This window comes from Rhodocyclus purpureus (assembly GCF_016653115.1).
Classification (GTDB): Bacteria; Pseudomonadota; Gammaproteobacteria; order Burkholderiales; family Rhodocyclaceae; genus Rhodocyclus; species Rhodocyclus purpureus.
Map to the genome: position 1 here is coordinate 18994 of NZ_NHRX01000018.1, position 24478 is coordinate 43471.

The following is a 24478-nucleotide window of genomic DNA, read 5'->3' on the forward strand; positions in this document are numbered from 1 at the left end:
CCTTCGCCGGCGCCGGTCGTCAACGAAAAAAGACCTTTGCCGGGGCGGCAAAGGTCTCGCTTGCGAACGCCGGCATGCTGCCGCGCCGTTCGCCCGCAACACCGGGGAAGCAGGCTTCCCGTATTGACGATGTTGCGATTCAGCTACTCCCCTTTGTGGGACGCGTTGCGCGAATCTACCGGAAGCGGCGGCGCGGGTCAATCACTGCGGGAAATCACCGCGGAAAAGCCGTGGGAACGGCCTGGATGGCGGATGCATGATGTCCGGCTGTTTGCCGGCATATGAATATGCAATCCTCTCTTACTAATGACATACCCGAAGTGGTAATCTCCATGCTACGCATGCAAGGGCTCGGGAATGCTTAAGGCGACACAGGCTTTTGGGAAGCTCAGGTTTGACGATCGGGGGAGGATCACGGAGTGGCATTCCCTGGTCGACCATATGACCGATGTAGCAGCGTGCTTCGCCAGCTTGGCTGGCTGTCGCGCCATTCGGCGTGCGATGGAAAGAAGCGCGAGACGGGAGCTCGACAAGCAAGATATTGCGCGCTTGTCCGTTCTCGCCTTCCTGCATGATGTCGGCAAAGCCAACAGCGGTTTCCAGGCCAAGCGCTGGCAAGGGAAAGTAGCGGACGACTGGCCGGTGAACAAGGCAGGACATGGAATCGAGGCGTTCGCTCTGTTTGAAGTGCAGGCAAGCGCCGATGCCATTCAGCCGCTCGTCGAGCAAATTTGTTCTTGGGGTGACGCCTGCGACTCATTGTTGATCGCCAGCATCAGCCATCATGGACGACCCTTGAAGGCTTCTCCGCAGGGCAGTTCGGCAATATGGCAGTCTCGAACTGGCAAGTACGACCCGGCTGCCGTATTGAAGGAGATTGCCGAGTCTGCCCTCACCAACTATCCCAAGGCATTCGAGTCGGGTGGTCGTGAGTTGCCAAGTTCGCAGCCCTTCGGTCATCTTTTCGCTGGACTGGTTCAACTCGCCGACTGGTTGGGCTCGGATGACCGATTTTTCGAATATTCGAAGCCGGGGGAGAACAGAGCCGCAACAGCGCCGCTGCTGGCTGCCAAGGCGATCACCGCGCTTGGGCTGGATACTGAAGATTGGCGAGACAAGCTGATCGCCATGGCGCCCACATTTGCCGATGTGTTCGGTGGATACGATCCGAGGCCGATCCAGGCTGCCATGGACGATGATGACTTGGGGCCTTTGCTCATTCTGGAGTCGGAAACCGGCAGCGGGAAAACCGAGGCCGCGCTTTGGCGCTACCTGCATCTGTTCCGGGCAGGATTGGTCGATAGCCTCTACTTCGCCTTGCCGACGCGGGTAGCGGCCACGCAGATCTATCGACGGGTGCAAGACACCTTGAAACAGTTGTGGCCCGACAACCCGCCCCTCGCCCTGCGTGCGCTACCCGGCTATGCTGCTGCGGATGGTGAAGAAGCCAAGGCCTTGCCCGATTTCAAGGTGCAGTGGAGCGACAACCCGGATGAGCAGAAGGCGCATCAACGCTGGGCTGCCGAGAACTCCAAACGCTTCCTGGCAGCACCCGTAGCCGTTGGCACAGTCGATCAAGCGCTGCTGGGCGCGTTGCAGGTTCGCCATGCACACCTGCGTCATGCCACGCTGGCCCGCAGTCTGTTGGTGGTGGACGAGGTGCACGCTTCCGACGCCTACATGACCGTCTTGCTCGAACGCTTACTCACAGCGCATCTCAACTGTGGTGGCCATGCCTTACTGCTATCGGCCACTCTCGGGTCGGTCGCGCGCGATCGTTACCTGTCCTTGACACCGAAAAGTCGCTCATCTTTGTCTGAGGCCATGCCTTTCCACGTTGCCTGCCAAGTGCCCTATCCGTCACTTGCGGATAGCCGGGGCATTCGCGCGATGGAGAGGACAGGCCTGTCAAAGTCTGTACGTTGGAGCGCCGAAGACATCATCGATGATCCCGAAAGCGTCGCTCGTCTTGCGATCGATGCGGCGGCGCACGGCGCAAAGGTGCTGATCGTGCGTAATACGGTACCTGCGGCCGTCGCCACCCTTTCGGCCCTGGAAACGCTGGTGCCGGATTGTTCATGGCTGTTCAACATCGACGGCGTCGCAACCCTGCATCACAGTCGCTTCAGCCGTCAGGATCGTCCCGAACTGGATGCTGCCATAGAAAAACGACTTGGCAAAGGCAGGGCAGGGGGGCCCTTGATTGTCGTCGGCACTCAGACATTGGAGCAAAGTCTGGACATCGACGCCGATTTCCTAATCACCGATCTGTGCCCGATGGACGTGCTGCTACAACGCATCGGCCGCCTCCATCGCCATGCGAACAAACGTCCGGAGTCGTACGGCAATGCCAGAGCGATCGTACTGACTCCGAGCGGAGATGACCTGACGCCTCTGTTGGCGCAGCCACGCAACGGCTTGGGACGTTTTCGGAACGGCGGCGGGGTCTATGACAACCTGTGTATTGTCGAAGCCACGCGCAGATTGCTCCTCGAAAAACCCGAAGTCGTCATCCCGGAAGACAACCGCTATCTGGTGGAGGCAGCAATGCATCCAAGCAAGCTCGACGCATTGCAGGAAGAACTCGGGGACGCGTGGAAGGAACTGGCTGTGAAGTTGGAAGGCGATATCGGAGCTGAAAAGACGCTCGGGCGTCTCCATGCCTTGGATGTGGAGCAGGTATTCGGCAAGGAGGGATTCCCCGAGGGTGAGAAACTGGCAACCCGCCTGGGAGCACAAGACTGGTTGGTGAAGTTTCCTGATGATCTATACGGTCCCTTCGGCCTTCCACTCAAGGAATTGCCAATTCGCCATCACCTCTTGCCGAAGGACTTACCCCTTGATGCTAGCCCTTTTTGCATCACGCAAAACGACGGATGCACCACGTTCCATCTCGGTGAAGGCGTGTTTCGCTACAGCCGCCTTGGCCTCGAACGTATTACCAATCAAATTGATTAGCATTATTGAGTGGCTCGCCTGGCAAGCTACCAGGCTCGTTCCCGGAGATTCGCCGTGACATTGCGCTACAACCTGCTTGAGGAATCACTTATCCGAACCCGCCTGGTGGCTGGCGGTCAGCCCCAGGCGTTCAGCTTGCCCGGTCTGTTGGTTGCTCTGGGACAGGACGCCGTGCGCGACTTTCCGGCGCTGCGCCCTCATCAGCGCCACCCGTGGCACGCTTTCCTGGTGCAGCTCGCTGCCATCGCCCTCCACCGTGCAGGAAGAAGCGAGCCCTTCGACAACGAAGCTGCGTGGAAAAACGCACTGCTCGACCTTACCCCTGAGGATCCTGACGGGGCGGCATGGTGCCTGATTACTCCGCACGACCGGCCGGCCTTCATGCAGGCCCCTGTGCCTGGCGGAAGCCTTGAGGACTGGTCAGATGATCGCCCGACACCTGATAGCCTCGATATCTTAGTAACGTCCAAGAACCACGATTTGAAGTTAGGGCGTATAAGAAGCGCGGGTAAAGATGATTGGATATTCAGTCTGGTAAGTCTTCAGACCCAGGCCCCTTTCCCTGGTTCTGGGAATTATGGTGTTTCCCGAATGAATGGTGGTTCTTCCAGTCGCCCAGGATTAGGTATTGATCCAGGCGGAGATATTGGTAAAAGGTGGCGGAGAGATGTTGGCGTTTCCCTGGATTGTCGTGCGAATATCCTGGCGGAAATTGATTTCAAGGATAAATTTGGGGTGGCGCTACTCTGGGTTTTGCCTTGGGATGGAGAAAACGGTTTGTCATTTTCTCAGCTTGAACCGTACTATGTCGAGATTTGTCGAAGGGTGCGGCTAGTAGAGAAGAGCAGTAGAATTTTCGCCTTGCGAACTACAACTAAAGGGCCTCGTGTGGCGAAGGATGAAGCAAAAAGTCGCAAGGGAAATACAGGGGATATTTGGACGCCAGTTCATGCTGTGGAAGGTAAGTCCCTAGGGGTTTCGAGCCGTGGCTTCGACTACGAACGCATGGCGATGCTCGCGTTTGGTTCCGAGTACAGGAAGTCTCCTGCACAAATCGTTAATCGCACAGATGACGGTGAACGATTGGAGCTTGTTGCCCAAGCCATTGCGGGAGGACAAAGTACAACCGATGGTTATCATGAACGACGAATAGTTATATCGCCAAGTGCTCGCAAACTAATTCTTGGTAAGCAGACGAATCGTCTAGCGAAATTGTCCGAAGAGCGTGTGTACGCGGTAGCGCAGATTGCGTACCTACTCAAGAACTCAATTCTTACACTACTGGATGGTGGGAAGAGAAGAGACAACCCAAGGGATATTCCGGATAGCCTAAGCAAGAAGGCAGTGAAGTTGGCTACTGCCTTTGAACAGCGAGAAGACGCGAGGTTCTTCGACGCACTCAACGATGAAATAGAATCCGATAAGCCAGAAGAAGTACGGATGCAGTGGCTGCTGTCGATGGCTGACAGCGCCGAAGCCATTTTGAAGAAGGCGTTTACCGCCGGGCCGCAATGCGGCGAGCAGCGTTACCGAGCTCAGGCTGCTGCACTGTCTCGATTCCACGGCGGTTTGCGAAGCCCCAAGACGCTTCCAGACCTGGCCGACCATCTTCGCCAACAATCCATCAACAAGGAACTTTCGCATGATCAGCAATGATGCCGACACCGAGGGCCAAGCGGACGAACGAATTGCGTCCAGGCAGGAAAGCCCGATTTCCCGATTGGCACGCATCATTACTCAGGCCTCGCGGTTCGAAGGAGATGCCCATGGCTTGGACAACGGTGAGCGGGCAGCCTTGGCCCGGCTTGATCCAGATGCCGAATTGCGCCCTCATCAAATTGCCGCCTTGTCCCGTGCATTGGTTTACGCCGATCTTTCGCCCGAGAACTGGCTGCCGGAGACTTGGCAGCGTTGGGCGCTGATCGCCCACGGCATGGCCCTGGCCGGGCATGACTCCAGCCGGCGACTGGGGCAGCAACTGAGCGATGCCGGAGTTTCCGAGTCGCGGGTGACGAAATTGCTGACATCCCGCGGCGATGCCTTCCGCCAACTGGTTCCCCGTGTTCTACGACTGTTGGCCAGCAAGGCGCAAGCCCCCAACTGGTACGAAATGGGCGACTTGATCATCCACCAGGAACGTAACGAAGAGGCTGCGGAAGCCGCACGCCTGAAAATCGCAAGCAGCTTTTTCTCAGCCGAAGCAAAGAAACCCAAACACTAATCCAATGACCGGAGCTTGATCATGCCTATCCCGCGCTTTATCCAGATTCACACCCTGCACACGTATCCGGCCGCCTTGTTGAATCGCGATGACGCAGGCCTCGCCAAGCGCCTGCCTTTGGGCAACGCCGTTCGCACCCGCATTTCTTCCCAATGCCTGAAGCGACATTGGCGCGTTACTGAAGATCAGTTTTCGTTGTCCAAGCTCGATGTTCCGATGGCCATCCGGTCTCGTGGCACCCTGGAACTGATCAGCAAGCGGATTCAGGATGAGGGCATTTCGGAATCGTTGGCGCAGGCAGCAGCCGAAGCTCTTCGGGATGCCGGCTTGCTCGACAAGGGCGGGAAGGACAAGAAAGGCGAGGACGCACTGAAGACCGGGCAGGCTGTTTTGCTGGGCAAGCCTGAAATCGATTACCTGGTCAAGCGCTGTGTCGACCTGGCATCCGCTGAAACAGACGTTAAGACTCTCAAGACTGCGATAGCCCAAGCACTGAAGGACGAAAAGAAGAACATCGAAGCCTTGAAACACGGCAGTGGATTGGAATCCGCCCTGTTTGGGCGCATGGTGACTTCTGACGTGTTGGCCAGCCGCGAGGCTGCCGTTTACGTCGCCCACGCTTTCACGGTGCACCAAGCCCAGGTAGAAAACGACTATTTCACGGTTGTCGACGATCTCTTGCAGGATGCAGGAGAGCTTGGTTCCGCCGGCATCTTCGACACTGAACTCGCCTCTGGTCTGTACTATGGCTACGTGGTGATCGACGTTCCGCAACTGATCCAGAACCTTGAAGGTATCGATTTCAAGGATTGCTTTGCTCCCGACACCCCTGCCGAACGTCGCGCTCTCGCCGGCCGCGTTGTCCAGCACCTGCTGCATCTGATTGCCACCGTCAGCCCCGGTGCCAAGCGTGGTTCCACTGCGCCCTTCGATTGGGCGAAGTTCGTATTGGTGGAAGCCGGTGACTGGCAGCCGCGCAGCTTGGCCGGAGCGTTCCACAATGCCTTGCCTCTCGATGACAAGAGCGGCAACAGTATCCGTTTGCGGACTGTGGAACGGCTGAGCCAGGAAATCGCTGCCATGGACGCTGCCTATGGCGCCCCCTTGTCCCGTCGGTTTCTTGCGCTCGATCCGGTCACTGTTCCCGGAGCCGAGCGCTTGAATCTTGGCCAACTGGCAGATTGGGCCAAAGAAATCATTGAGCAAGGGGCTTGCTGACATGCCTCGTCATCTATTGCTGCGACTGGAAGCGCCCCTGATTGCTTTCGGCGGCGAGACCATCGACAACTATGGCGTAATCCGCGACTTTCCCGCCCTGTCCATGCTCACCGGCATGTTTGCCAACGCCTTGGGTTATCGGCGGGAAGATAGCGAATTGCATGATCGCTTGCAGGCACGATTGGTGGCGGGTGCGAGGTTGGATAGCGAGGTGCAACGCATGCGGGACTATCAGACGGCCCAGCTCTTTGAAAGCGATCAAGGCTGGACTACGTCGGGAGAACCTGAAGGGCGGGCAAAAAGTCCAAGTTACACGACGCAGCCCGACGGTAGACGGTCGCTGACTTGGCAGCGCTACCGCGACTATCACGCCAGCCTGAATGTGCTGGTTGCCTTGCGCCTTGAACCTGCAGACGAGTCGCCTTCCCTTGATGATCTGGCCCAAGCCATTGATCATCCTGCCCGCCCGCTGTTCATCGGCCGCAAGAACTGCCTCCCCAGTCGACGGCTAATCGCTGGCTGGCAGCATGCGGAGAACGTTCTTGACGCCCTGCGGACGGCGCAGTTGCCTGAGGGGGCAGGTCGCTTGCGCATGCAATGGCCGGAGGGCGAAGGCGTTCTGGCGGGAGACAGGCTTCTGGACTTGTGCGATGAGCGAAATTGGAGCAGCGGCGTCCACGGAGGTTGGCGCCCGGTTCGCGAAGGTAGTTTCTATCCTGCAGGAGCAAGCGCATGAATTTTCAACTCTTGCGCCTGGAGCCCGACAGCAAAGCCCTTGCCTACTGGGCTAGCCGCAACGGAGGGCTGTCGCGGGACGGCGATCACGGCTATGCGCTGCACGCCCTGTTCTGCATCGCCTTTGGCAATCTGGCCCCCAAGCCTTTTCGCTACTTCGGTGGGCGTCAAGGCCTCCTGGCCTACAGTTCCGTGGAGTTGGACGAACTGCGGTTGAGCGCCAGTCTGGCTCCCCCCGATGTTGCGCGAGCCTTGGGATTGGACACGCTGGATGCCAGAGCCTTTCCTACGGTCTGGAAAACGGGCCAATGCCTTGGGTTCGAGGTGCGAATTCGGCCGATAGTGCGCTGTAAAGATGGCAGAGAGCAGGATGCCTTCTTGCATGCGGTGGGTGAAGCAGGCTGTCCTGAAAAAGCCTCCGAACACGGCACCATTTCACGGCGACATGCTGTCTACTCGGAATGGCTGACGAAGCAATTCGCCGTTGATGGGGCAGCTTCACTGATCGAAGCGCGCATGGATTCCTTCAGTCTCACCCGTGTCTTGCGCAAAGGCGGTATGCGCGAAAACGGCAGGCGAAAGACCAGCAATACAGCGGGGCCGGATGTCGTTTTCAAGGGGCAATTGGAGGTCGGCGACCCGGATGCGTTCCAGCGCTTGCTTGCGCGCGGGGTAGGGCGGCACCGCGCCTTTGGTTTTGGCATGTTGCTACTGCGGCCGGCCGGAGCATGCTGAAAGGGCGGCTCGGACTGGAGACAGCCCGTGTTCCTCATGCTGACCGGCATGGCTTGATCTGGCTGGAACGCGGCGAGCTTTGTGTAATCGACGGGTGCCTGCATTTCATGGCGGGCAAGGGTTCGTTGACGCCGCACGTCCTGCAAGTGCCGCATCAGGCTGTTTCCATGATCCTGCTGGGACCCGGCAGCAGCGTGACCCATGATGCCTTACGCCTTCTTGCGCGGCATGGAACCCTGATGGCAGCGGTGGGGCAGGATGGCGTTCGAACCTACACCGCGCCGCCATTGTTGCCGGATCGTTCCGACGTTGCTCGGCGTCAGGCCGAGTTGTGGGGAAGTCCACGCCGACGGATCAGTGTTGCACGACACATGTACGCACTCCGTCTGGGAGAAATCCTTCCCCACCGCGACCTTGACACGCTGCGAGGCATTGAGGGCTCACGTGTCAAGGCGATGTACCGGTTGATGGCAGACAAGTACGACATTCCGTGGGAAGGCAGACACTACGACCGGGACAAGCCAGAGTCGTCGGATGTCCCAAATCAAGCGATCAACCACGCGGCAACGGCAGTGCAGGGTGCGGCGGCGATTGCCGTACAGTCGTTGGCAGCGATCCCACAGCTTGGGTTCATCCACGAGGATTCTGGTCAGGCGTTTGTGCTCGACATTGCCGACCTCTTTCGCGACACCATCACTCTCCAAATTGCCTTCGCGGCAGCAAAGAAATCCATCAATGGCGACGAAACCAGCATTGATCGGCTGGTCAGGCGTGAAGCATCCACCGTGTTTCGGAAGCAGGATGTGATCGCCACGATGATCGACAAGATCAAACTGGTGCTGAGGACAGAGGAGAGCGATGGCGCTAGTAGTGATAGTGACGCGTGACGTGACCTACAGATACCGGGGCTTCCTCGCTTCGGTAATGCTTGAGGTTACGCCGACCGTCTACATCTCGCCGCGAATGAATCCAGGTGTCAGAGCACGGGTCTGGGAAACCGTTTCCGATTGGTATTCTGCCGAGCCGAAGGGCAGTTTGGTGATGGTCTGGCGAGATTTGAACCAGACTGGCGGGGTCGGTATCGAGACGCTCGGGGAGCCTCCCCGAGAACTCGTCGAGGTCGATGGCCTTTGGCTCGTTAAACGGATGTTATAAAATGCTCTTTAAAAATTCGTATGACTTTAACGTTTTTCCTTTGTAGATCATATGGCTATCTACAAGAGGTTTCCCCGCGCCAGCGGGGATAGGCCCTATCTTGTCGAGCGCGTCAAGGCCATGGGCGGGGTTTCCCCGCGCCAGCGGGGATAGGCCCCATGCGGGCATAGCCGTCGCGGTCAGGTAGCGGGTTTCCCCGCGCCAGCGGGGATAGGCCCGACGCCGGGGATTTCTTCACCCGCCTCAACGAGGTTTCCCCGCGCCAGCGGGGATAGGCCCGTGACCCAGGCCGCAAGCCGCGACGTGCTCGCGGTTTCCCCGCGCCAGCGGGGATAGGCCCCAATCAAGCACGGCCTGCGCGTCAGCCATACTGGTTTCCCCGCGCCAGCGGGGATAGGCCCGGCCCGCACAGTGACGCGATGACCCCGCGCATGGTTTCCCCGCGCCAGCGGGGATAGGCCCGAGCTGTGGCCGTTGATGGGCTACGCGCTGAAGGTTTCCCCGCGCCAGCGGGGATAGGCCCGTCATCAAAGGCATTTTCGACGCCTGCAATGAGGTTTCCCCGCGCCAGCGGGGATAGGCCCCGCTTCCAGACCTCGTCCGAGTCCAGCACCGGGGTTTCCCCGCGCCAGCGGGGATAGGCCCGTGGTACGGGAAATCTCCGGACTCCAGCGGGTGGTTTCCCCGCGCCAGCGGGGATAGGCCCCGACCTGACTGCACTCGGCGAGGCCAGAGACCGGTTTCCCCGCGCCAGCGGGGATAGGCCCGCTGCCGGCGCGCGTCAAGGTCGCCGGCGTCGGGTTTCCCCGCGCCAGCGGGGATAGGCCCTCGCCACCAATCTCCGCGTCGACGGCGCCGAAGGTTTCCCCGCGCCAGCGGGGATAGGCCCGCTGCCATGTTACGAGCGTGAGCCCGAGCGCAGGTTTCCCCGCGCCAGCGGGGATAGGCCCCCCTGCCGCGCGCTTGCAGCAGCGCCCGCTCCGGTTTCCCCGCGCCAGCGGGGATAGGCCCTACATCAAGGAAGGCGACACCTTCACCGCCACGGTTTCCCCGCGCCAGCGGGGATAGGCCCCATGCCGATACGCCCGTCCATGACCGCCTGTTGGTTTCCCCGCGCCAGCGGGGATAGGCCCTGGGGCAAGGACTGGCTGCCGCACGACGCCAAGGTTTCCCCGCGCCAGCGGGGATAGGCCCCGCCAGATAGCGTAGCGCGTCGGCGCCGTGTGGGTTTCCCCGCGCCAGCGGGGATAGGCCCCGACGTTACGAAACGTCCGGGAAATGATCGGTGGTTTCCCCGCGCCAGCGGGGATAGGCCCGTCACCGCCAACCCCCTGAGCAGACGAAGCTAGGTTTCCCCGCGCCAGCGGGGATAGGCCCTTGCCTCGTCTCGTCCCAGGTCGAAGCGAGGAGGTTTCCCCGCGCCAGCGGGGATAGGCCCTCGGAATCTACCGTCTCAGCGGTCGCATTCTCGGTTTCCCCGCGCCAGCGGGGATAGGCCCTTCGCCGCGCTTCAGGAGGCAGCATGATCGACGGTTTCCCCGCGCCAGCGGGGATAGGCCCAGCAGCTTCTCGGGCAGTTCGATGTTCATCGTGGTTTCCCCGCGCCAGCGGGGATAGGCCCCGACCGCGGCGTGAGGATCGCTGCGGAAAAAAGGTTTCCCCGCGCCAGCGGGGATAGGCCCTTCTTGGTCGTCGGCACGCGCGGCAGCACGGCGGTTTCCCCGCGCCAGCGGGGATAGGCCAGTACCTGCGTCGGTCGATCTCGACTTCCATGAGGTTTCCCCGCGCCAGCGGGGATAGGCCCATGACCGCCGCGACGGTCAAGCAAGACGGCCTGGTTTCCCCGCGCCAGCGGGGATAGGCCCCGCGCAGCAGCGCATCGGTCAGGCTGCGATTGGGTTTCCCCGCGCCAGCGGGGATAGGCCCGCGTTCGTGACCTCCGCCAGCCCGAACGGCGTGGTTTCCCCGCGCCAGCGGGGATAGGCCCCGACTCACTGCCGACCCAGAGGGCAATGCCCAGGTTTCCCCGCGCCAGCGGGGATAGGCCCGTGCCACCGCACAGCTTGAGCAGCTCGGCAAGGGTTTCCCCGCGCCAGCGGGGATAGGCCCCAACCTGCTAGGAGTCTGATCCATGAAGCTCCGGTTTCCCCGCGCCAGCGGGGATAGGCCCCGTGCACACGTCTGCACAAACAACGGAGTAAGGGTTTCCCCGCGCCAGCGGGGATAGGCCCCTCGACCGCCTGTCGACCCTGTCCTCGTCGGTGGTTTCCCCGCGCCAGCGGGGATAGGCCCTTGGCGCGCTCCGCCGGGTCTTCTTCCTTGCGGGTTTCCCCGCGCCAGCGGGGATAGGCCCCAGATCCTCAGCTTCTTCGCCGGCTTCGGCGAGGTTTCCCCGCGCCAGCGGGGATAGGCCCTGGTGCGCGTCGCGCAGGCAGAGCAGGAACCCGGTTTCCCCGCGCCAGCGGGGATAGGCCCAGCTGGGGCGACGCGCTCGGATTCGACGAGGCGGTTTCCCCGCGCCAGCGGGGATAGGCCCTTATGGGGCGCGTACTGCGACGACGCGGTCCTGGTTTCCCCGCGCCAGCGGGGATAGGCCCCTCGGATTCGCTCCCCGCGCTGTGGGTTACTGGGTTTCCCCGCGCCAGCGGGGATAGGCCCCGCAAAGACCTCGAAGCAAATGCCGTTCAAGAGGTTTCCCCGCGCCAGCGGGGATAGGCCCGCCGAGACTGGCGCCGAAAGCACCGAACGTGCGGTTTCCCCGCGCCAGCGGGGATAGGCCCGTTACCGCGTCCATCGTCATCGACTCCTCGCCGGTTTCCCCGCGCCAGCGGGGATAGGCCCCATGGCAACCCTCCCCTCCGGCACCATCCTTTGGTTTCCCCGCGCCAGCGGGGATAGGCCCTGTGCGACGAGTTGCCGGCCGCCGCCGCCGAGGGTTTCCCCGCGCCAGCGGGGATAGGCCCGGGCCGGCGTTTGACGCCGGCCTTTTTATGGTGGTTTCCCCGCGCCAGCGGGGATAGGCCCCGCCAGGGCGCCCCCGAGGGGCCGTTCCGCGCGGTTTCCCCGCGCCAGCGGGGATAGGCCGCAATGGGTGCAAAGGGCGGGCCGGCTGTCGAAGGTTTCCCCGCGCCAGCGGGGATAGGCCCGATTGGGCCGAGCTTCGGAAGCTCGGCTATCCGGTTTCCCCGCGCCAGCGGGGATAGGCCCCGACGACAGCGAACCGCCGCCTATCTGCGCCCGGTTTCCCCGCGCCAGCGGGGATAGGCCCTCGGGCCAGGTGATCCCGATCGGCGCCGATGCGGTTTCCCCGCGCCAGCGGGGATAGGCCCGCTGCCCGATCAATCCTTTTTGGAGTCTCTCAGGTTTCCCCGCGCCAGCGGGGATAGGCCTTGCCCGAATGCGCCCCGGCGGCGCTTCGCGGCGGTTTCCCCGCGCCAGCGGGGATAGGCCCGCAAGGGGCGCGAGTTCGGCGCGTTCGTGAACGGTTTCCCCGCGCCAGCGGGGATAGGCCCCAGGTCGGCGCACGAGCAGCGTTACGGTAGAAGGTTTCCCCGCGCCAGCGGGGATAGGCCCAACACCGCCGCCTATGTCGCCTCTGTCGCTGCGGTTTCCCCGCGCCAGCGGGGATAGGCCCCAAGAACGGGGTGGTACGAATTGCTTCCGGCGGGTTTCCCCGCGCCAGCGGGGATAGGCCCGGTGAATGGCGAGCCGTCGAACGCCGTCATCAGGTTTCCCCGCGCCAGCGGGGATAGGCCCCTGCGGCTCAAGCTCACCAGCCGCCGCCGCATGGTTTCCCCGCGCCAGCGGGGATAGGCCCGGCGCCGGAAACAGGCGCAGTGCCACGGATAGGGTTTCCCCGCGCCAGCGGGGATAGGCCGTCGGCCATTTCGGCCAAATCCTCGTCCGAAATGGTTTCCCCGCGCCAGCGGGGATAGGCCCGGGCGGGCGCCCGGCTTGGTTCCGGTAAAGCCGGTTTCCCCGCGTCAGCGGGGATAGGCCCTACCAGCTCCCGGACGGCTCGGTGCAGTGCTGGGTTTCCCCGCGCCAGCGGGGATAGGCCCTGCAGCATCTCGGTACCGAGACTGGCCGGGGTGGTTTCCCCGCGCCAGCGGGGATAGGCCCTGCTCTTCGGTCACTCGCGCATACCACGGCCGGGTTTCCCCGCGCCAGCGGGGACTTTCGGCGAGCGGCATAGAGGATCTGTGATCGGCATATTGGAGCCACATTCGGATCGGCGTAATGGCGCCAGTGAGGCGTTGAAGTCCGAGTACTGGAAGCGCTCGCTGTATGACTTGCGGGGCCTGCATGACGCGCCGGCCCCTTGACGCCGCTGGGTGATCGTCCCGCTCTCCATGGTCCCAGCTTCTGCCTGAGGCTCATTTTGGACCAGATGGAGCGTGGCATCGGTCCAGCGGCCACTTCCTGCCTGTGTGCCGCATTGGCGCTCTTCGAACGAGCGCCGCCATCATTCCCGGCAGCGCTCGGGCGCCACACCCTGATCTAGCTGCCGTGGCCGCTCACCACATCAGGTCATCCGGCACCTGAAACGCGGCATAAGGGTCGTCCGCGTCGGCCTCGGTGCCGGTTTTCCTGATCTGCACGACGAGCGTGGGTTCGCGCTCGGCGATCTTGTCGGCGATCACCTTGGGGACCAGCTCGATGCTCTCGCCGAGGCAGACGATCGCCAGTTGCCCGGTGCTGAGGTGCTCGTGCACCTTCGCCGAAACATGGACCCGCTTGATCTTGTTGTCGTGGGTGAAGTTGTAGGCGATGTCGCCGTTGCCCTTGCTCTGGCGGTTCTGCTGCACCATCTGGACGACTTGCGCCATGATGGCTTTCTGCCTGGCGGCTGCGTCGCGCTGGGCGTTGAGTTCGCGGGCGCGTTCGGCGTTTCTGCGCTGGGTCTCGAGGGCTGCGAGGCGTGCCTCATCGACGCTCTGGGTGCCCGTCTGGCGCTCGAGCTTCTTCTGCTTGGTCTTTTCCTGGTGGACCTGTTTGACCTTGTTCTTGTTGACCAGGCCGGCTTTCAAAAACTGTTCCTGCAGGGAGGCCATGTGCCACTCCGTAAATGGGTTCATCCAGGCGGGAATCGCTTCAGTCGAGCCGATGCCGCGTCAGCGCCTTGCCGTCCCAGGAAAGATACTCGCCGGTGCTGTCGCTCCAGTCGGCGGCAACCCAGCGTTCGGCCTTTTGGCCGTCGATCACGTGTTCGTGGCGAGCTGGTCGGTGGGTGTGGCCGTGGATCAGCGTGACCGCGCCGTGGCGGTCGGCGGCGCCGCGCTCGCGCAACAGACTGTCGGCAGCGTCGCCGGTCACGTCCATCAGTTGCAGCGTCTTGTCGCGTTTGACGTTCTCGCTCTGCCGGCGCAGTCCTTCGGCGATAGCCTGGCGCTCGGCGAGCGGACGGGCGAGGAAGGCGGCCTGCCAGGCGGGGTCGCGCACCTGGCGGCGGAAGGCCTGGTAGTCGGCGTCGGCGGTGCAGAGCGCGTCGCCGTGGGAGAGGATCAGCGTGCCGCCGTCGGTGACGAGGACGCTCGGGTCGGCGAGCAGGGTGGCGCCGCTGCGGCGTGCAAACTCGGGGCCGAGCAGGAAGTCGCGGTTGCCGGGCATGATGGCGAGGCGGCCGCCGTGCTCGCTGAAGGCGCGCAGCGCGCTGACGACTTCGTGGTGACAGGGGTCGGCGTCGATCGTGTCGTCACCGGGCCACGCTTCGAACAGGTCGCCGAGGATGTAGAGCCCGGCGGCAGCGCGCGCCTCGCCTTCGAGGAAGTCGAGGAAGCGGCGCGTGATCGCCGGGCTGTGCGCCGACAGGTGCAGGTCGGCGATGAACAGGAGCGGGCTGTTCAACGCGTGTTCACCTGTCGACTGCCGGCGCTGGGGGGCTTCAGACGACTTCGGCGCGTTCGATGACGACGTCTTCCTTCGGCACGTCGTCGTGGAAGCCCGCACGGCCGGTCTTCACCTTGGCGATCTTGTCGACGACTTCGCTGCCTTCGACGACCTTGCCGAAGACGGCGTAGCCCCAGCCGTTCGGCGTCGGCGACTTGAAGTTGAGGAAGCCGTTGTCGGCGACGTTGATGAAGAACTGCGCGCTCGCCGAGTGCGGGTCGTTGGTGCGCGCCATGGCGATCGTGTACTTGTCGTTCTTCAGGCCGTTGTCGGCTTCGTTCTTGATCGGCGCGCGCGTCGCCTTCTGCTTCATGCCGGCTTCGAAGCCGCCGCCCTGGATCATGAAGCCGTCGATGACGCGGTGGAAGATGGTGCCGTCGTAGTGGCCGGCTTCGACGTAGGCGATGAAGTTGGCGACGGTTTCCGGCGCCTTGGCGGCGTCGAGTTCGAGGGCGATGACGCCGAAGTTGGTGTGCAGCTTGATCATGAGTGTGTCCTTACTTTTTTTCAGGGAGGATCTTGGCCGAGCGGATCACGACATCTTCCTTCGGCACGTCCTGGTGGAAGCCCGAGCGGCCGGTGGCCACCCTGGCGATGCGGTCGACCACCTCGCGGCCTTCGACGACCTTGCCGAAGACGGCGTAGCCCCAGCCCGAGGAGGTCGGCGCGCGGTGGTTGAGGAAAGCGTTGTCGGCGACGTTGATGAAGAACTGCGCGCTCGCCGAATGCGGGTCGCTGGTGCGCGCCATGGCGATCGTGTACTTCTCGTTCTTCAGGCCGTTGTCGGCCTCGTTCCTGATCGGCGCGCGCGTTTCCTTCTCCTTCATGCCGGGCGCAAAGCCGCCGCCCTGGATCATGAAGCCCGCGATGACGCGGTGGAAGATCGTTCCGTCGTAGAAGCCGGAGCGGGCGTAGCCGACGAAGTTGTCTACGGTCGCCGGCGCGCGCTTGTCGTCGAGTTCGACGACGATGCGGCCTTCGCTGGTCTGCAGTTCGACCTGTGGGCCTGCCCAGACGGCGCCGGCGAGCAGCAGTCCGGCGGCGAGGGTGCCGAGTTTGCGTAGCATCATGCGCTCCCTTCGTAGATGATTTTCCAGGTGCCGTCCTCGCGGATCCAGTACTGGCGCTTGCGCATCTGGTTGCTCGTGGTGTTGCTGCGGTAGTCTTGGTCGAAACTGACGACGACGAATTCTTCCTTGCCCGGATTGCGGAACACCGACTGGTTGGACAGCTTGACCTTGATCCATTCCTTGTCGGCAATGACCTGGCGCTTCTGCCGCGCGAACTGCTCGAACTTCTGGCCGCCGGCCTCGAAATGCTTCGAGTAGTGGCGCAGGAAGCGCTGCAGGTCACGGCTCTCCCAGTCGGCGCGCCATTCCTCGATCTTGCGGTTGAGCGCGCTGCGCTCAGCCTGCCAGTCGTCGAGCGACAGCCATTCGACCGAGTTGCTGATGATTACCGGCGTCACCCCGATCTGCAGGTTCTTCGACAGCTCGCTGAGGTCGGCGTTGGCGAGGACGACGCAGCCGTCGGAAGCCCGCGGCGGTCGCGAGTAGGTGTTCGACGGCGTTCCGTGCAGCCAGATGCCGTGGCCGCCGCGGCCCTGGCGGCGGTCCCATTCGTTCGGGTAGTCGAGCGGATAGGCGCCGTTTCCGTAGAGGTCGCCGAGCTTCTTGGCCGGCAGGCTCGCGGTGATGCGATAGACACCGATCGGGGTCTTCTTGTCGCCTTCGCGCAGTTTCTCCGCCCCGAGCTTGCCGTGCGTGACGTAGTAGTCGGCGACGAAACGCGGCCGCCCGTCGCGGGTGTCGTTCTGGTAGAGGTACAGGCGTGACTTCTGCGTGTCGACGACGATCGCATGGCGCTGGTCGGCCGGCATCTGCAGCAGGTAGCGCGGCACCGCATTCGGCGACGGTTTGTCGTCGTAGGCGCGCAGCCGGGCGATCGCCTCCGCGCGCAGGTCGGCGATCCTGTCCTCAGGCGCGTTCTCGGCGGCACCGAAGGTCCTGATCGGTTTGCCGCGCGCGAGCAGCAGGTCGCCCTTGATCAGGTGTGCCAGACGGAAGTTCGGATACTGGCGCAGTAGCGCCTCGGTCTTCTGCAGGGCGCTGTCGAGACGGCTCGCTTCGATGTCGCTGAAGACCTGCTTCAGTTGCGCCTCCGGGCCTGCATCGCCCGCCGTCTGCGCGGAGGCAGTCGCGGTCAGCGTGGACAGGGCCAGTGCGCCGGACAACGCCAAGGCGAGGAAGGGAAGCCGCGGCAGGTGCCGCCCGCTGCGCTGCATCAGCCGACGCGTTCCTGCTGGATCAGCCACGCGCCACCGGAGCGGACGAAGACGAGTGTCTTGCCGGTCGAGGACTTCATCGTGGCCGACTTGTAGGACTGCCGGAAGCGCACGGTCGCTTTGTCGCCATTGAGCGAAATCCTGACGTCTTCGACCATGACCTCGATCTTGCCCGGTTTGTCGATGCGCTGCGTGCGCTCGGCCTCCCAGGCCTTGCGCGAGACACCGCGCGGCGTCTGGAAGTCGGGCGCGTAGCTGGCGAGGTAGGCGCGCACGTCCTTGCGCGACCAGGCGGCAGCCCAGTTGCGCAGCGCGCGTTCGATGTCGGCTTCGACCTTGCCCGACTTGTCCGCTGCCTTGTCTTCCTTCTTTTCTGCTGCCTTGTCACCGGCCTTCGCCGACTCGGTCCTGGTCGCTTCGGTCTTCACCGACTCGGTCTTGGCCGGCTCGGCGAGCGGCGCCTTGGCCGCGGGTTTTTCCGCGACCGGCGGCGGGCTCGCGACTTCGCCGGCCGCGACGCGCACCGGACCGCTGGCGCTGCGACCGGCAACGACCGGCTGCGTGATCGAGCTGGCGGCCGGCGCCTGCGCTGGCTGGGCAGGCTGGGCCGGCGCAGCGGCCGCCGGCTTTGCCGTGGCGCCGTTCAGATCGCGCAGCATCGCCAGCTGCGACGGCGTGCCGGGGTTCGACGATTCGAGTTGCAGCGCCTTGCCGTAGGCCTGACTGGCCAGCTTGGCGTAGACGTCGGCGAGGTTCTCGTGCGCGACCGAGTAACTGGGGTTGGTGCGGATCGCCATCTCGAGCGCGGTGCGTGCCTTCTCGTACTGCTTCTGCTGCGCGTAGAGGACGGCGAGGTTGTTGTACGGCTCGGGCAGTTCCGGGTAGTCCTCGGTCAGGCGCTGGAAGACCGTGATCGCATCGGCGCTGCGGCCCATTTCGGTGAGGATCACCCCGCGCGTGAAGCGTCCCTGCGCATCCTTGGGCTTCACCGCCAGGTAGGCGTCGATCTTGGCCAGCGCCTGCGGCAACTGCTTCTGTCTGACCAGCTTCTGCGCATCCGACAGGTCGTCGGCCTGCGCGATCGGGGCAGCGACGGCGAGGCAGAGACAGACGAGGAGGGAGGACAGGGCCAGTGGGCGCGCCGGGCGCGGCTTCGGGGAGGCGGGGTGCATCGGTATGGTATACTTTGCCTAGAAAACAAGCCGGTAAGCGGATGGGCTACGGCAAAATCGCGCAAAAATCAGGCACGGGCGGTAAAGAAGCGGCTGCACAAGCTCGTTCCGGGGTCTCTCCGGGCACTGGCGAACGACGCATGAGCAGTCGAAAGACATCCGGAGGACGCGCTCAAGGCGCATGATTCTAGCAAGAAGCGCGTCCAATCCCAAGTATTCCCACGCTCCGGGCGGCGTTCCGGAGTTCTCTCGAGTGTTTCGAAATGCTGAAGATTTACAACTCCCTCACCCGGGAGAAGCAGGAATTTGTCCCGATCGAGCCCGGCGTCGCGCGCATGTACGTCTGCGGCATGACCGTCTATGACTACTGCCACCTCGGACACGCGCGCGTCCTCGTCGTCTTCGACGCGGTGCGGCGCTGGCTGAAGGCGAGTGGCTTCGACGTCAGCTACGTGCGCAACATCACCGACATCGACGACAAGATCATCCGTCGAGCGGCCGAGAACGGCGAGTCGATCGGCGAGCTGACGCAGCGCTTCATCGACTTCATGCACGAGGACTCCGCGGCGCTCGGCGTCGAAGCGCCCGACTTCGAGCCGCGCGCCACCGGCTATGTGGACAAGATGATCGCGATGATCGGCGAACTCGAGCGGCGTGGGCTCGCTTATCAGGCGGCCGACGGCGACGTCAATTTCGCGGTCCGCGATTTCCCGGGCTACGGCAAGCTGTCGGGCAAGTCGCTCGACGACCTGCGCGCCGGCGAGCGCGTCGAGGTCGATACCGCCAAGCGTGACCCGCTCGACTTCGTCCTCTGGAAGCGCGCCAAGCCGGGCGAGCCGGCATGGCCTTCGCCCTGGGGCGAGGGGCGTCCCGGCTGGCACATCGAATGCTCGGCGATGAGTTCGGATCTGCTCGGCAAGCACTTCGACATCCACGGCGGCGGCCAGGACCTGCAGTTCCCGCACCATGAGAACGAGATCGCCCAGTCGGAAGGCGCGCACGGCTGCCAGTTCGTCAATTACTGGATGCACAACGGCTTCGTGCGCATCGACGAGGAAAAGATGTCGAAGTCGCTCGGCAACTTCCTCACCATCCGCGACCTGCTGCAGAAGTACGACGGCGAAGTCATCCGCTTCTTCATCCTGCGCGCGCACTACCGCAGCCCGCTCAACTACGCCGATTCGACGCTGGACGACGCGCGCCAGGGTCTTTCGCGGCTGTACACCGCCCTGCGCGGCTTGCCGCCGGGCGAGGTCGCCGATCCCGACTGGAACGAGGCACACGCGCAGCGTTTCCGGCAGGCGATGGATGACGACTTCAATACCCCCGCCGCCTGCGCCGTCCTCTTCGAACTCGCCGCCGAGGTGAACCGCGGCAAGTCGCCTGCTGCGGCCCGGCAACTGCGCTCGCTCGGCGGCGTGCTCGGCCTGCTCGCGCGCGACGCCGAAGCCTTCCTGCAGGCGGTACCGGCGGGGGGCGACGAAGCGGAGGCGGGCCTCACGCCGGAGGCGATCGAGGCGATGATCGTCGCGCGCGCCACCGCCAAGCGCGAGCGCGACTTTGCTGCAGCCGATCGCATCCGTGCCGACCTGCTCGCTGCCGGCATCGTCCTCGAAGACGGTCCGCAGGGAACGCGCTGGCGCCGCAACTGAGGCGGCGTCGCCTTTTTGCGACGCTCGTCCCTCTCTCCCCGAGCCCGGCCTTGCACGCGCCGGGCTTGGCAACGCAAAAATAAATTTGCTATTCGCGCCGATCACGGGCATAGTGCGTTCAGGCGTTTTTCAAGCACTGCTGTTTTTTGTTGGTTGCGTTGCCGCTCCGCGGCTCAATTCCCCCAGATTTACCTCGCCGTCTTGACAATCGTCCCACCCAGGGGATAATCCCCTTGTCATTTTTTTTCGGAGATTCAAGACATGGCAGCAGGTACCGTCAAGTGGTTCAACGACGCTAAAGGTTTCGGTTTCATCACCCCGGATCAAGGCGGCGAAGACCTCTTCGCTCACTTTTCCGCAATCCAGGGCACCGGCTTCAAGAGCCTGGCCGAAGGCCAGCGTGTGACGTTCGACGTCACCACCGGCCCGAAGGGCAAGCAAGCCAGCAACATCCAGGCTGCCTGATCGGCGGCTTGCAAGAGCGAAGCGGCGAACGCGGTTCCCTCCGCGCTGCCGGTTCCAGAAAAACGGTCTGACTCTTGTCAGGCCGTTTTTTTTGTGCGCCCGGCAGGGCGCACTCGCGCGTGGTTCCGGCCAGCTCAGCCCGACAGCATTTCGAAGATGGTCTGTCGCAGCCAGCGATTGCCCTGGTCGTGATGGAAGCGTTGGTGCCAGTGCTGCCTCACCGAGTATTGGGGTAGCGGGAACGGCACGGGGAAGGTCTTCAGCTCGCCGCGGGTGGCGAGCAGGTCACCGAGCAGCTTGGGAACGGTGAGGATCAGGTCGGTGTTGGCGGCGATGAAGACCGCGCCGACGAAGGTGGGGATGTGCAGACCGATCTGCCGCCGAATTCCTTGACGGACGATTTCGTGGTCGACCAATGCCGGCGCAGAACCCGACGAACGGACGACGAGGTGTTTCTCGGACTGGTACTGCGCGATGTCGAGACTGTCGCCGATGCGCGGGTGCTTCGCGCTCACCACACACACGAAGGTCTGGTTGAACAGGAGCTGCTGGAAGAATCCGGCTTCCAGTTTGGGCATGTAGCCGAGTGCCAGATCGGCCTCGCCGCTCTCGAGCGCTCGCGGTGTGTCGGCGGAGATCGGCATGACCTCGATGCGGACGTTCGGCGCCGAAAGACGCAGCAGGTTCCAGAGGCCGGGTAGCACGACCAGTTGGCTGATGTCGGTCATGCAGACGCGGAAGGCACGTCCCGATGTCGCCGGGTCGAATTCGCTGGTGTGATCGAGAACCGCGGTCACCGCTTCGAGAGCTGTCCGCACCCCGCCTGCCAGGCCTTCGGCGAAGGGCGTCGGCTCCATGCCGCTCGAGGTACGCACGAAGAGCGGATCGCCGAAATGCTGGCGCAGCTTCGAGAGCGCGACACTGACTGCGGGCTGCCCGAGTCCGAGCCCTTCGGCGGCGGCCGAGACGCTGCGGGTTCGATAGATTTCATCGAACACCGAGAGGAGGCGGGTGTCGATCGATGCCATGACGGAAAGTTCTATTCGAATTTCGAATACGGTACATGAAATCCCTTGTCTTTGCAGCAATGCCTGCGCCTCCTAAGATTGCCGTGCGCCGACAAAGCGCAATTGCCTGACCCGGCCAGTGCAAAACGCTGGCTGGAGATCAGGGAAGTCCAGGGAGAGGAGCCGGCGTTTCACATCGACGCGTTCAGCGCCGGGCAGATCAGTCGCCGCCGCAGACTCCTCGTCGTCGAAGTTGCGTGCTGATCCGGAAGGAGTCCACCGTGACGCGATACGTTTTCGAACCCGCTGCAGTCCGTTCGCTGCCGATCATCGGCAGTGACGCGCGTTTCCCGGTCGGGCGAATTTTCTGCGTCGGTCGCAACTACCACGCCCTCGCGATCGCCTTGAACAGTCCGGTGGACAAGGCGACGATGCGCCCCTTCTACTTCATCAAGGACGCTTCGACCGTGGTCGAGTCGGGGGCCACCGTCGGCTATCCGCCGGGGACCAAGGATTACCACTACGAGATGGAACTCGTCGTAGCCATCGGCGGCCACGGCTTCCGCGTCGAGGAGGCAGACGCCGAGCAGCTGATCTACGGTTACTGCGCCGGCCTCGACATGACGCGACGTGACCTGCACTTGATCGCCCGCGATAGCGGACGTCCGTGGGAGCTCGGGAAGAACTTCGAGAACTCGGCGGTGTTTGCGCCGATCGTTCCACGTGGCGACCTCGGCGTCCTCAAGAGCGGGGCGATCGAGCTGCAGGTGAATGGCATCACCCGGCAGAGTTCCAGGCTCGACAAGATGATCTGGGAGGTCCCTGAACTGATCGCCGACCTGTCCCGGTTCTATCACCTGCGGCCCGGCGACCTGATCATGACCGGCACTCCCGAAGGTATAGGCTCGCTGAAAGTCGGCGACCGCATCACCGGGCACATCGAGCGGGTCGGTGAGATCAATCTCGGCATCGGTCCGCCCGAGTAGGGCTGTGCCGGGTGAGCGGCAAGCGCAACAAAGTTTTCAACCGGGGAAGCAGTGAAAACAACAAGGGCCGTGCCCATCCCCACCTTTCCACACAATGAACACCGTCAAGGCCGATTCTTCTTGCTGAAGAGCGGCTCCGGGGACGGAGGAGACAACAATGGCAGCAACAATGACGATGGGTTCGCCGCTAACGAGCGACGCCGCCCGTGAAGCAAAACAGTGGAAGACGGTCCTGTGGGTCGCCTCGCTTTCGCTGTTCGGCTTGATCTTCGACGGTTACGATCTCGTGGTCTACGGCGCTTGCGTGTCGACCTTCCTGCGTGATCCGACCCAACTCGGCGAGGTGACGCCGGCCATCGCCGGCGCGCTCGGCAGTTACGCGCTGTTCGGCGTTCTCGTCGGTGCGTTGCTCGCCGGCAGTGTCGGCGACATCCTCGGCCGGCGCAAGGTCATGCTCACTGCCTACGCCTGGTTCGCCGCCGGCATGGCGATCACGGCGATGACCGAGACGACGACGGCCTTCGGCATCATGCGCTTCATCACCGGCCTCGGTGTCGGCGCCTTGGTGGCGACAACTGGTGCGCTGGTCTCCGAGTATGCGCCGAAGGGCAAGAAAAACCTGCTCAACGCGGTCGTCTACTCGGGGATCATGATCGGTAGCCTGATGGCCGCCCTGCTGGCGATCCTGCTGCTCACGGACATCGGCTGGCGCGGACTGTTCATGATCGGTGCGCTGCCGCTGGTCACGCTGCTGCCGCTGGCCTACTTCAAGATGCCCGAGTCCGTGTCCTGGCTGGCCGCACGCGGTCGCATGGAGGAGGCACGCCGGGTTGCCGAGCAGACCGGTTTCGACATTCCCGAGATCGTCCCCGTCGACAAGGCGAAGGAAACTGCCGAAGACAAGGCCGGTTTCGTGGGACTGTTCAAGTCCTATCCGCTGGCGACCCTGCTGCTTGGCATGATGAGCGCGCTCGGTCTGATGCTGGTCTACTCGCTCAACACCTGGCTGCCCGAACTGATGATGCGTGCCGGTTTCAACGCCAAGGGATCGCTGTCCTTCCTGATGGTGCTCAACGGCGGTGCGATCATCGGTGCACTGTCGGCGTCGAAGTTCGCCGACCGCTTCGGAGCCAAGATGGTCGTCGCTGCCTGCTTCGCCATCGGCGCGCTGTCGATCGCGGCGCTGACGCTGAGCCTGCCGCTGGCGGCGCTGCTGGCCATCGTCGCCGTCGTCGGTCTCGGCACCAGTGGCACGCAGGTGCTGATCTACGGCCTCGTCGCCAACTACTACCGCACCAACGTTCGCGGTGCGGGTGTCGCCTGGTGTGCCGGCTTCGGTCGCATCGGCGGCGTCGTCGGCCCGATCCTCGGCGGTTTCCTGGCGGGCGGCGGTTTTGCCCTCGAAACCATCTTCTACATCCTCGCTGCCATCGCAGTGATCGGTGTGGTGATCACGCTGCTGGTCCCTGCCTCGAAGACGATGGAAGTGAAGACGACGCTGATCGAGCCCGCGCGCCCGGTCGCAGCCGGAGCCCCCGCGATGTACCGGCGCATCCTGGTCGCACTCGACGCGACGCAGTCCGAGAGCCGCGAGTCGACGCTGCAGCGGATCGAACAGTTCGGCCTGATGAGCAAGAGCCGGGTGAACGTCCTCTTCGTGCAGCACGGGCACGTCGTCCCCGGGAGCATCATCGCCGGCGCCTCGCTCGGCGTTCCCACCGCCGATGAGGACGTCGAAGGCATCGACCGCAGCCTCGTTCAGAACGTCGTCGATCGGCTGGCCGCAGCCGGCGTCGATGCGCACGGCGAACTGGTGAGCGCGACCGAGCACGACGTTGCCGACGTGGTCCTGGCGCGGGCGCAGAGCGACGATGTCGACCTGCTGATCCTCGAACACGAATTCCTCGGCAGCCATGGCTTGCGTGCCAGCGTCGCCGAGCAGGTGATCCGTCATCACCCGAACGTGTCGATCCTGCTCGCCCGGCCGGCGGCGGCTTGATC

The 24478-nt window shown here is 63.4% G+C and carries 19 protein-coding genes and 1 CRISPR repeat array; of the genes, 12 read left to right on the forward strand and 7 right to left on the reverse strand.

Annotated features, from left to right (window positions below; translation table 11 throughout):
• Window positions 1-357 precede the first annotated feature (357 nt).
• Genes cas3 through cas2e form a run of 8 tightly spaced genes read left to right on the forward strand, consistent with a single transcriptional unit; the run spans window position 358 to window position 9022 of the window.
• On the forward strand, window positions 358-2958 hold the full coding sequence (cas3, locus tag CCR84_RS03615) for a CRISPR-associated helicase Cas3' (RefSeq protein ID WP_201209739.1): 2601 nt from the start codon (window positions 358-360) through the stop codon (window positions 2956-2958).
• Between the two features lie 54 nt (window positions 2959-3012).
• Window positions 3013-4614 (forward strand): type I-E CRISPR-associated protein Cse1/CasA, encoded by a 1602-nt coding sequence (locus CCR84_RS03620; protein ID WP_201209741.1) that lies wholly within the window; start codon window positions 3013-3015, stop codon window positions 4612-4614.
• A complete protein-coding gene (locus CCR84_RS03625; protein WP_201209743.1) occupies window positions 4601-5179 on the forward strand; it encodes a type I-E CRISPR-associated protein Cse2/CasB in 579 nt (192 codons plus the stop codon). The genes CCR84_RS03620 and CCR84_RS03625 overlap by 14 nt, the downstream gene beginning before the upstream one ends.
• A gap of 21 nt (window positions 5180-5200) precedes the next feature.
• On the forward strand, window positions 5201-6397 hold the full coding sequence (cas7e, locus tag CCR84_RS03630) for a type I-E CRISPR-associated protein Cas7/Cse4/CasC (protein ID WP_201209745.1): 1197 nt from the start codon (window positions 5201-5203) through the stop codon (window positions 6395-6397).
• Entirely contained in the window at window positions 6378-7133 is a 756-nt protein-coding gene (gene cas5e, locus CCR84_RS03635; RefSeq protein WP_242508517.1) for a type I-E CRISPR-associated protein Cas5/CasD, read from the forward strand. Before cas7e ends, cas5e begins: the two co-directional genes overlap by 20 nt.
• Window positions 7130-7867 carry a type I-E CRISPR-associated protein Cas6/Cse3/CasE gene (cas6e, locus tag CCR84_RS03640; RefSeq protein ID WP_201209754.1) on the forward strand — a complete coding sequence of 246 codons (738 nt, stop codon included), beginning with the start codon at window positions 7130-7132 and terminating at the stop codon, window positions 7865-7867. The genes cas5e and cas6e overlap by 4 nt, the downstream gene beginning before the upstream one ends.
• On the forward strand, window positions 7861-8754 hold the full coding sequence (gene cas1e / locus CCR84_RS03645; protein ID WP_201209756.1) for a type I-E CRISPR-associated endonuclease Cas1e: 894 nt from the start codon (window positions 7861-7863) through the stop codon (window positions 8752-8754). The genes cas6e and cas1e overlap by 7 nt, the downstream gene beginning before the upstream one ends.
• Window positions 8755-8791: 37 nt before the next feature.
• Entirely contained in the window at window positions 8792-9022 is a 231-nt protein-coding gene (gene cas2e / locus CCR84_RS03650; protein WP_242508520.1) for a type I-E CRISPR-associated endoribonuclease Cas2e, read from the forward strand.
• A gap of 67 nt (window positions 9023-9089) precedes the next feature.
• Window positions 9090-13144: direct repeats of the CRISPR family, unit length 29 nt; unit sequence GGTTTCCCCGCGCCAGCGGGGATAGGCCC.
• Window positions 13145-13539: 395 nt separating this feature from the next.
• Here cas2e and CCR84_RS03655 read toward each other — a convergent pair.
• Genes CCR84_RS03655 through CCR84_RS03680 form a run of 6 tightly spaced genes read right to left on the reverse strand, consistent with a single transcriptional unit; the run spans window position 13540 to window position 18367 of the window.
• The gene (locus tag CCR84_RS03655) at window positions 13540-14076 is read right to left on the reverse strand and encodes a DUF2058 domain-containing protein (RefSeq protein ID WP_201209765.1); all 537 of its coding nucleotides are present in this window, start codon (window positions 14074-14076) and stop codon (window positions 13540-13542) included.
• 40 nt (window positions 14077-14116) lie between these two features.
• On the reverse strand, window positions 14117-14869 hold the full coding sequence (locus CCR84_RS03660) for a UDP-2,3-diacylglucosamine diphosphatase (protein WP_201209767.1): 753 nt from the start codon (window positions 14867-14869) through the stop codon (window positions 14117-14119).
• A gap of 37 nt (window positions 14870-14906) precedes the next feature.
• Window positions 14907-15398 carry a peptidylprolyl isomerase gene (locus CCR84_RS03665; protein WP_201209768.1) on the reverse strand — a complete coding sequence of 164 codons (492 nt, stop codon included), beginning with the start codon at window positions 15396-15398 and terminating at the stop codon, window positions 14907-14909.
• 10 nt (window positions 15399-15408) lie between these two features.
• Window positions 15409-15978 carry a peptidylprolyl isomerase gene (locus CCR84_RS03670; RefSeq protein ID WP_201209885.1) on the reverse strand — a complete coding sequence of 190 codons (570 nt, stop codon included), beginning with the start codon at window positions 15976-15978 and terminating at the stop codon, window positions 15409-15411.
• A complete protein-coding gene (locus CCR84_RS03675; protein ID WP_201209886.1) occupies window positions 15978-17195 on the reverse strand; it encodes a L,D-transpeptidase family protein in 1218 nt (405 codons plus the stop codon). Before CCR84_RS03675 ends, CCR84_RS03670 begins: the two co-directional genes overlap by 1 nt.
• Window positions 17195-18367, reverse strand: a complete 1173-nt coding sequence (locus CCR84_RS03680; RefSeq protein ID WP_201209775.1) for a nuclear transport factor 2 family protein — start codon at window positions 18365-18367, stop codon at window positions 17195-17197. Before CCR84_RS03680 ends, CCR84_RS03675 begins: the two co-directional genes overlap by 1 nt.
• Window positions 18368-18630: 263 nt before the next feature.
• Between CCR84_RS03680 and cysS the strand changes: the two genes are divergently transcribed.
• Window positions 18631-20019 (forward strand): cysteine--tRNA ligase, encoded by a 1389-nt coding sequence (gene cysS, locus CCR84_RS03685; RefSeq protein WP_201209776.1) that lies wholly within the window; start codon window positions 18631-18633, stop codon window positions 20017-20019.
• 261 nt (window positions 20020-20280) lie between these two features.
• Window positions 20281-20484: a cold-shock protein gene (locus tag CCR84_RS03690; protein WP_201209777.1), complete on the forward strand. Its 204-nt coding sequence runs from the start codon at window positions 20281-20283 to the stop codon at window positions 20482-20484.
• Window positions 20485-20618: 134 nt separating this feature from the next.
• Here the strand turns inward: CCR84_RS03690 and CCR84_RS03695 are convergent, their stop codons facing one another.
• The gene (locus tag CCR84_RS03695; RefSeq protein WP_201209778.1) at window positions 20619-21512 is read right to left on the reverse strand and encodes a LysR family transcriptional regulator; all 894 of its coding nucleotides are present in this window, start codon (window positions 21510-21512) and stop codon (window positions 20619-20621) included.
• A 260-nt stretch (window positions 21513-21772) separates the two neighbouring features.
• Here CCR84_RS03695 and CCR84_RS03700 point away from each other — a divergent pair, with 260 nt between their 5' ends.
• Complete coding sequence (locus CCR84_RS03700; protein ID WP_338052558.1) at window positions 21773-22477, forward strand: fumarylacetoacetate hydrolase family protein; 705 nt, start codon at window positions 21773-21775, stop codon at window positions 22475-22477.
• Between the two features lie 157 nt (window positions 22478-22634).
• A complete protein-coding gene (locus CCR84_RS03705) occupies window positions 22635-24476 on the forward strand; it encodes an MFS transporter (protein WP_201209779.1) in 1842 nt (613 codons plus the stop codon).
• The last annotated feature ends 2 nt before the right edge of the window (window positions 24477-24478 follow it).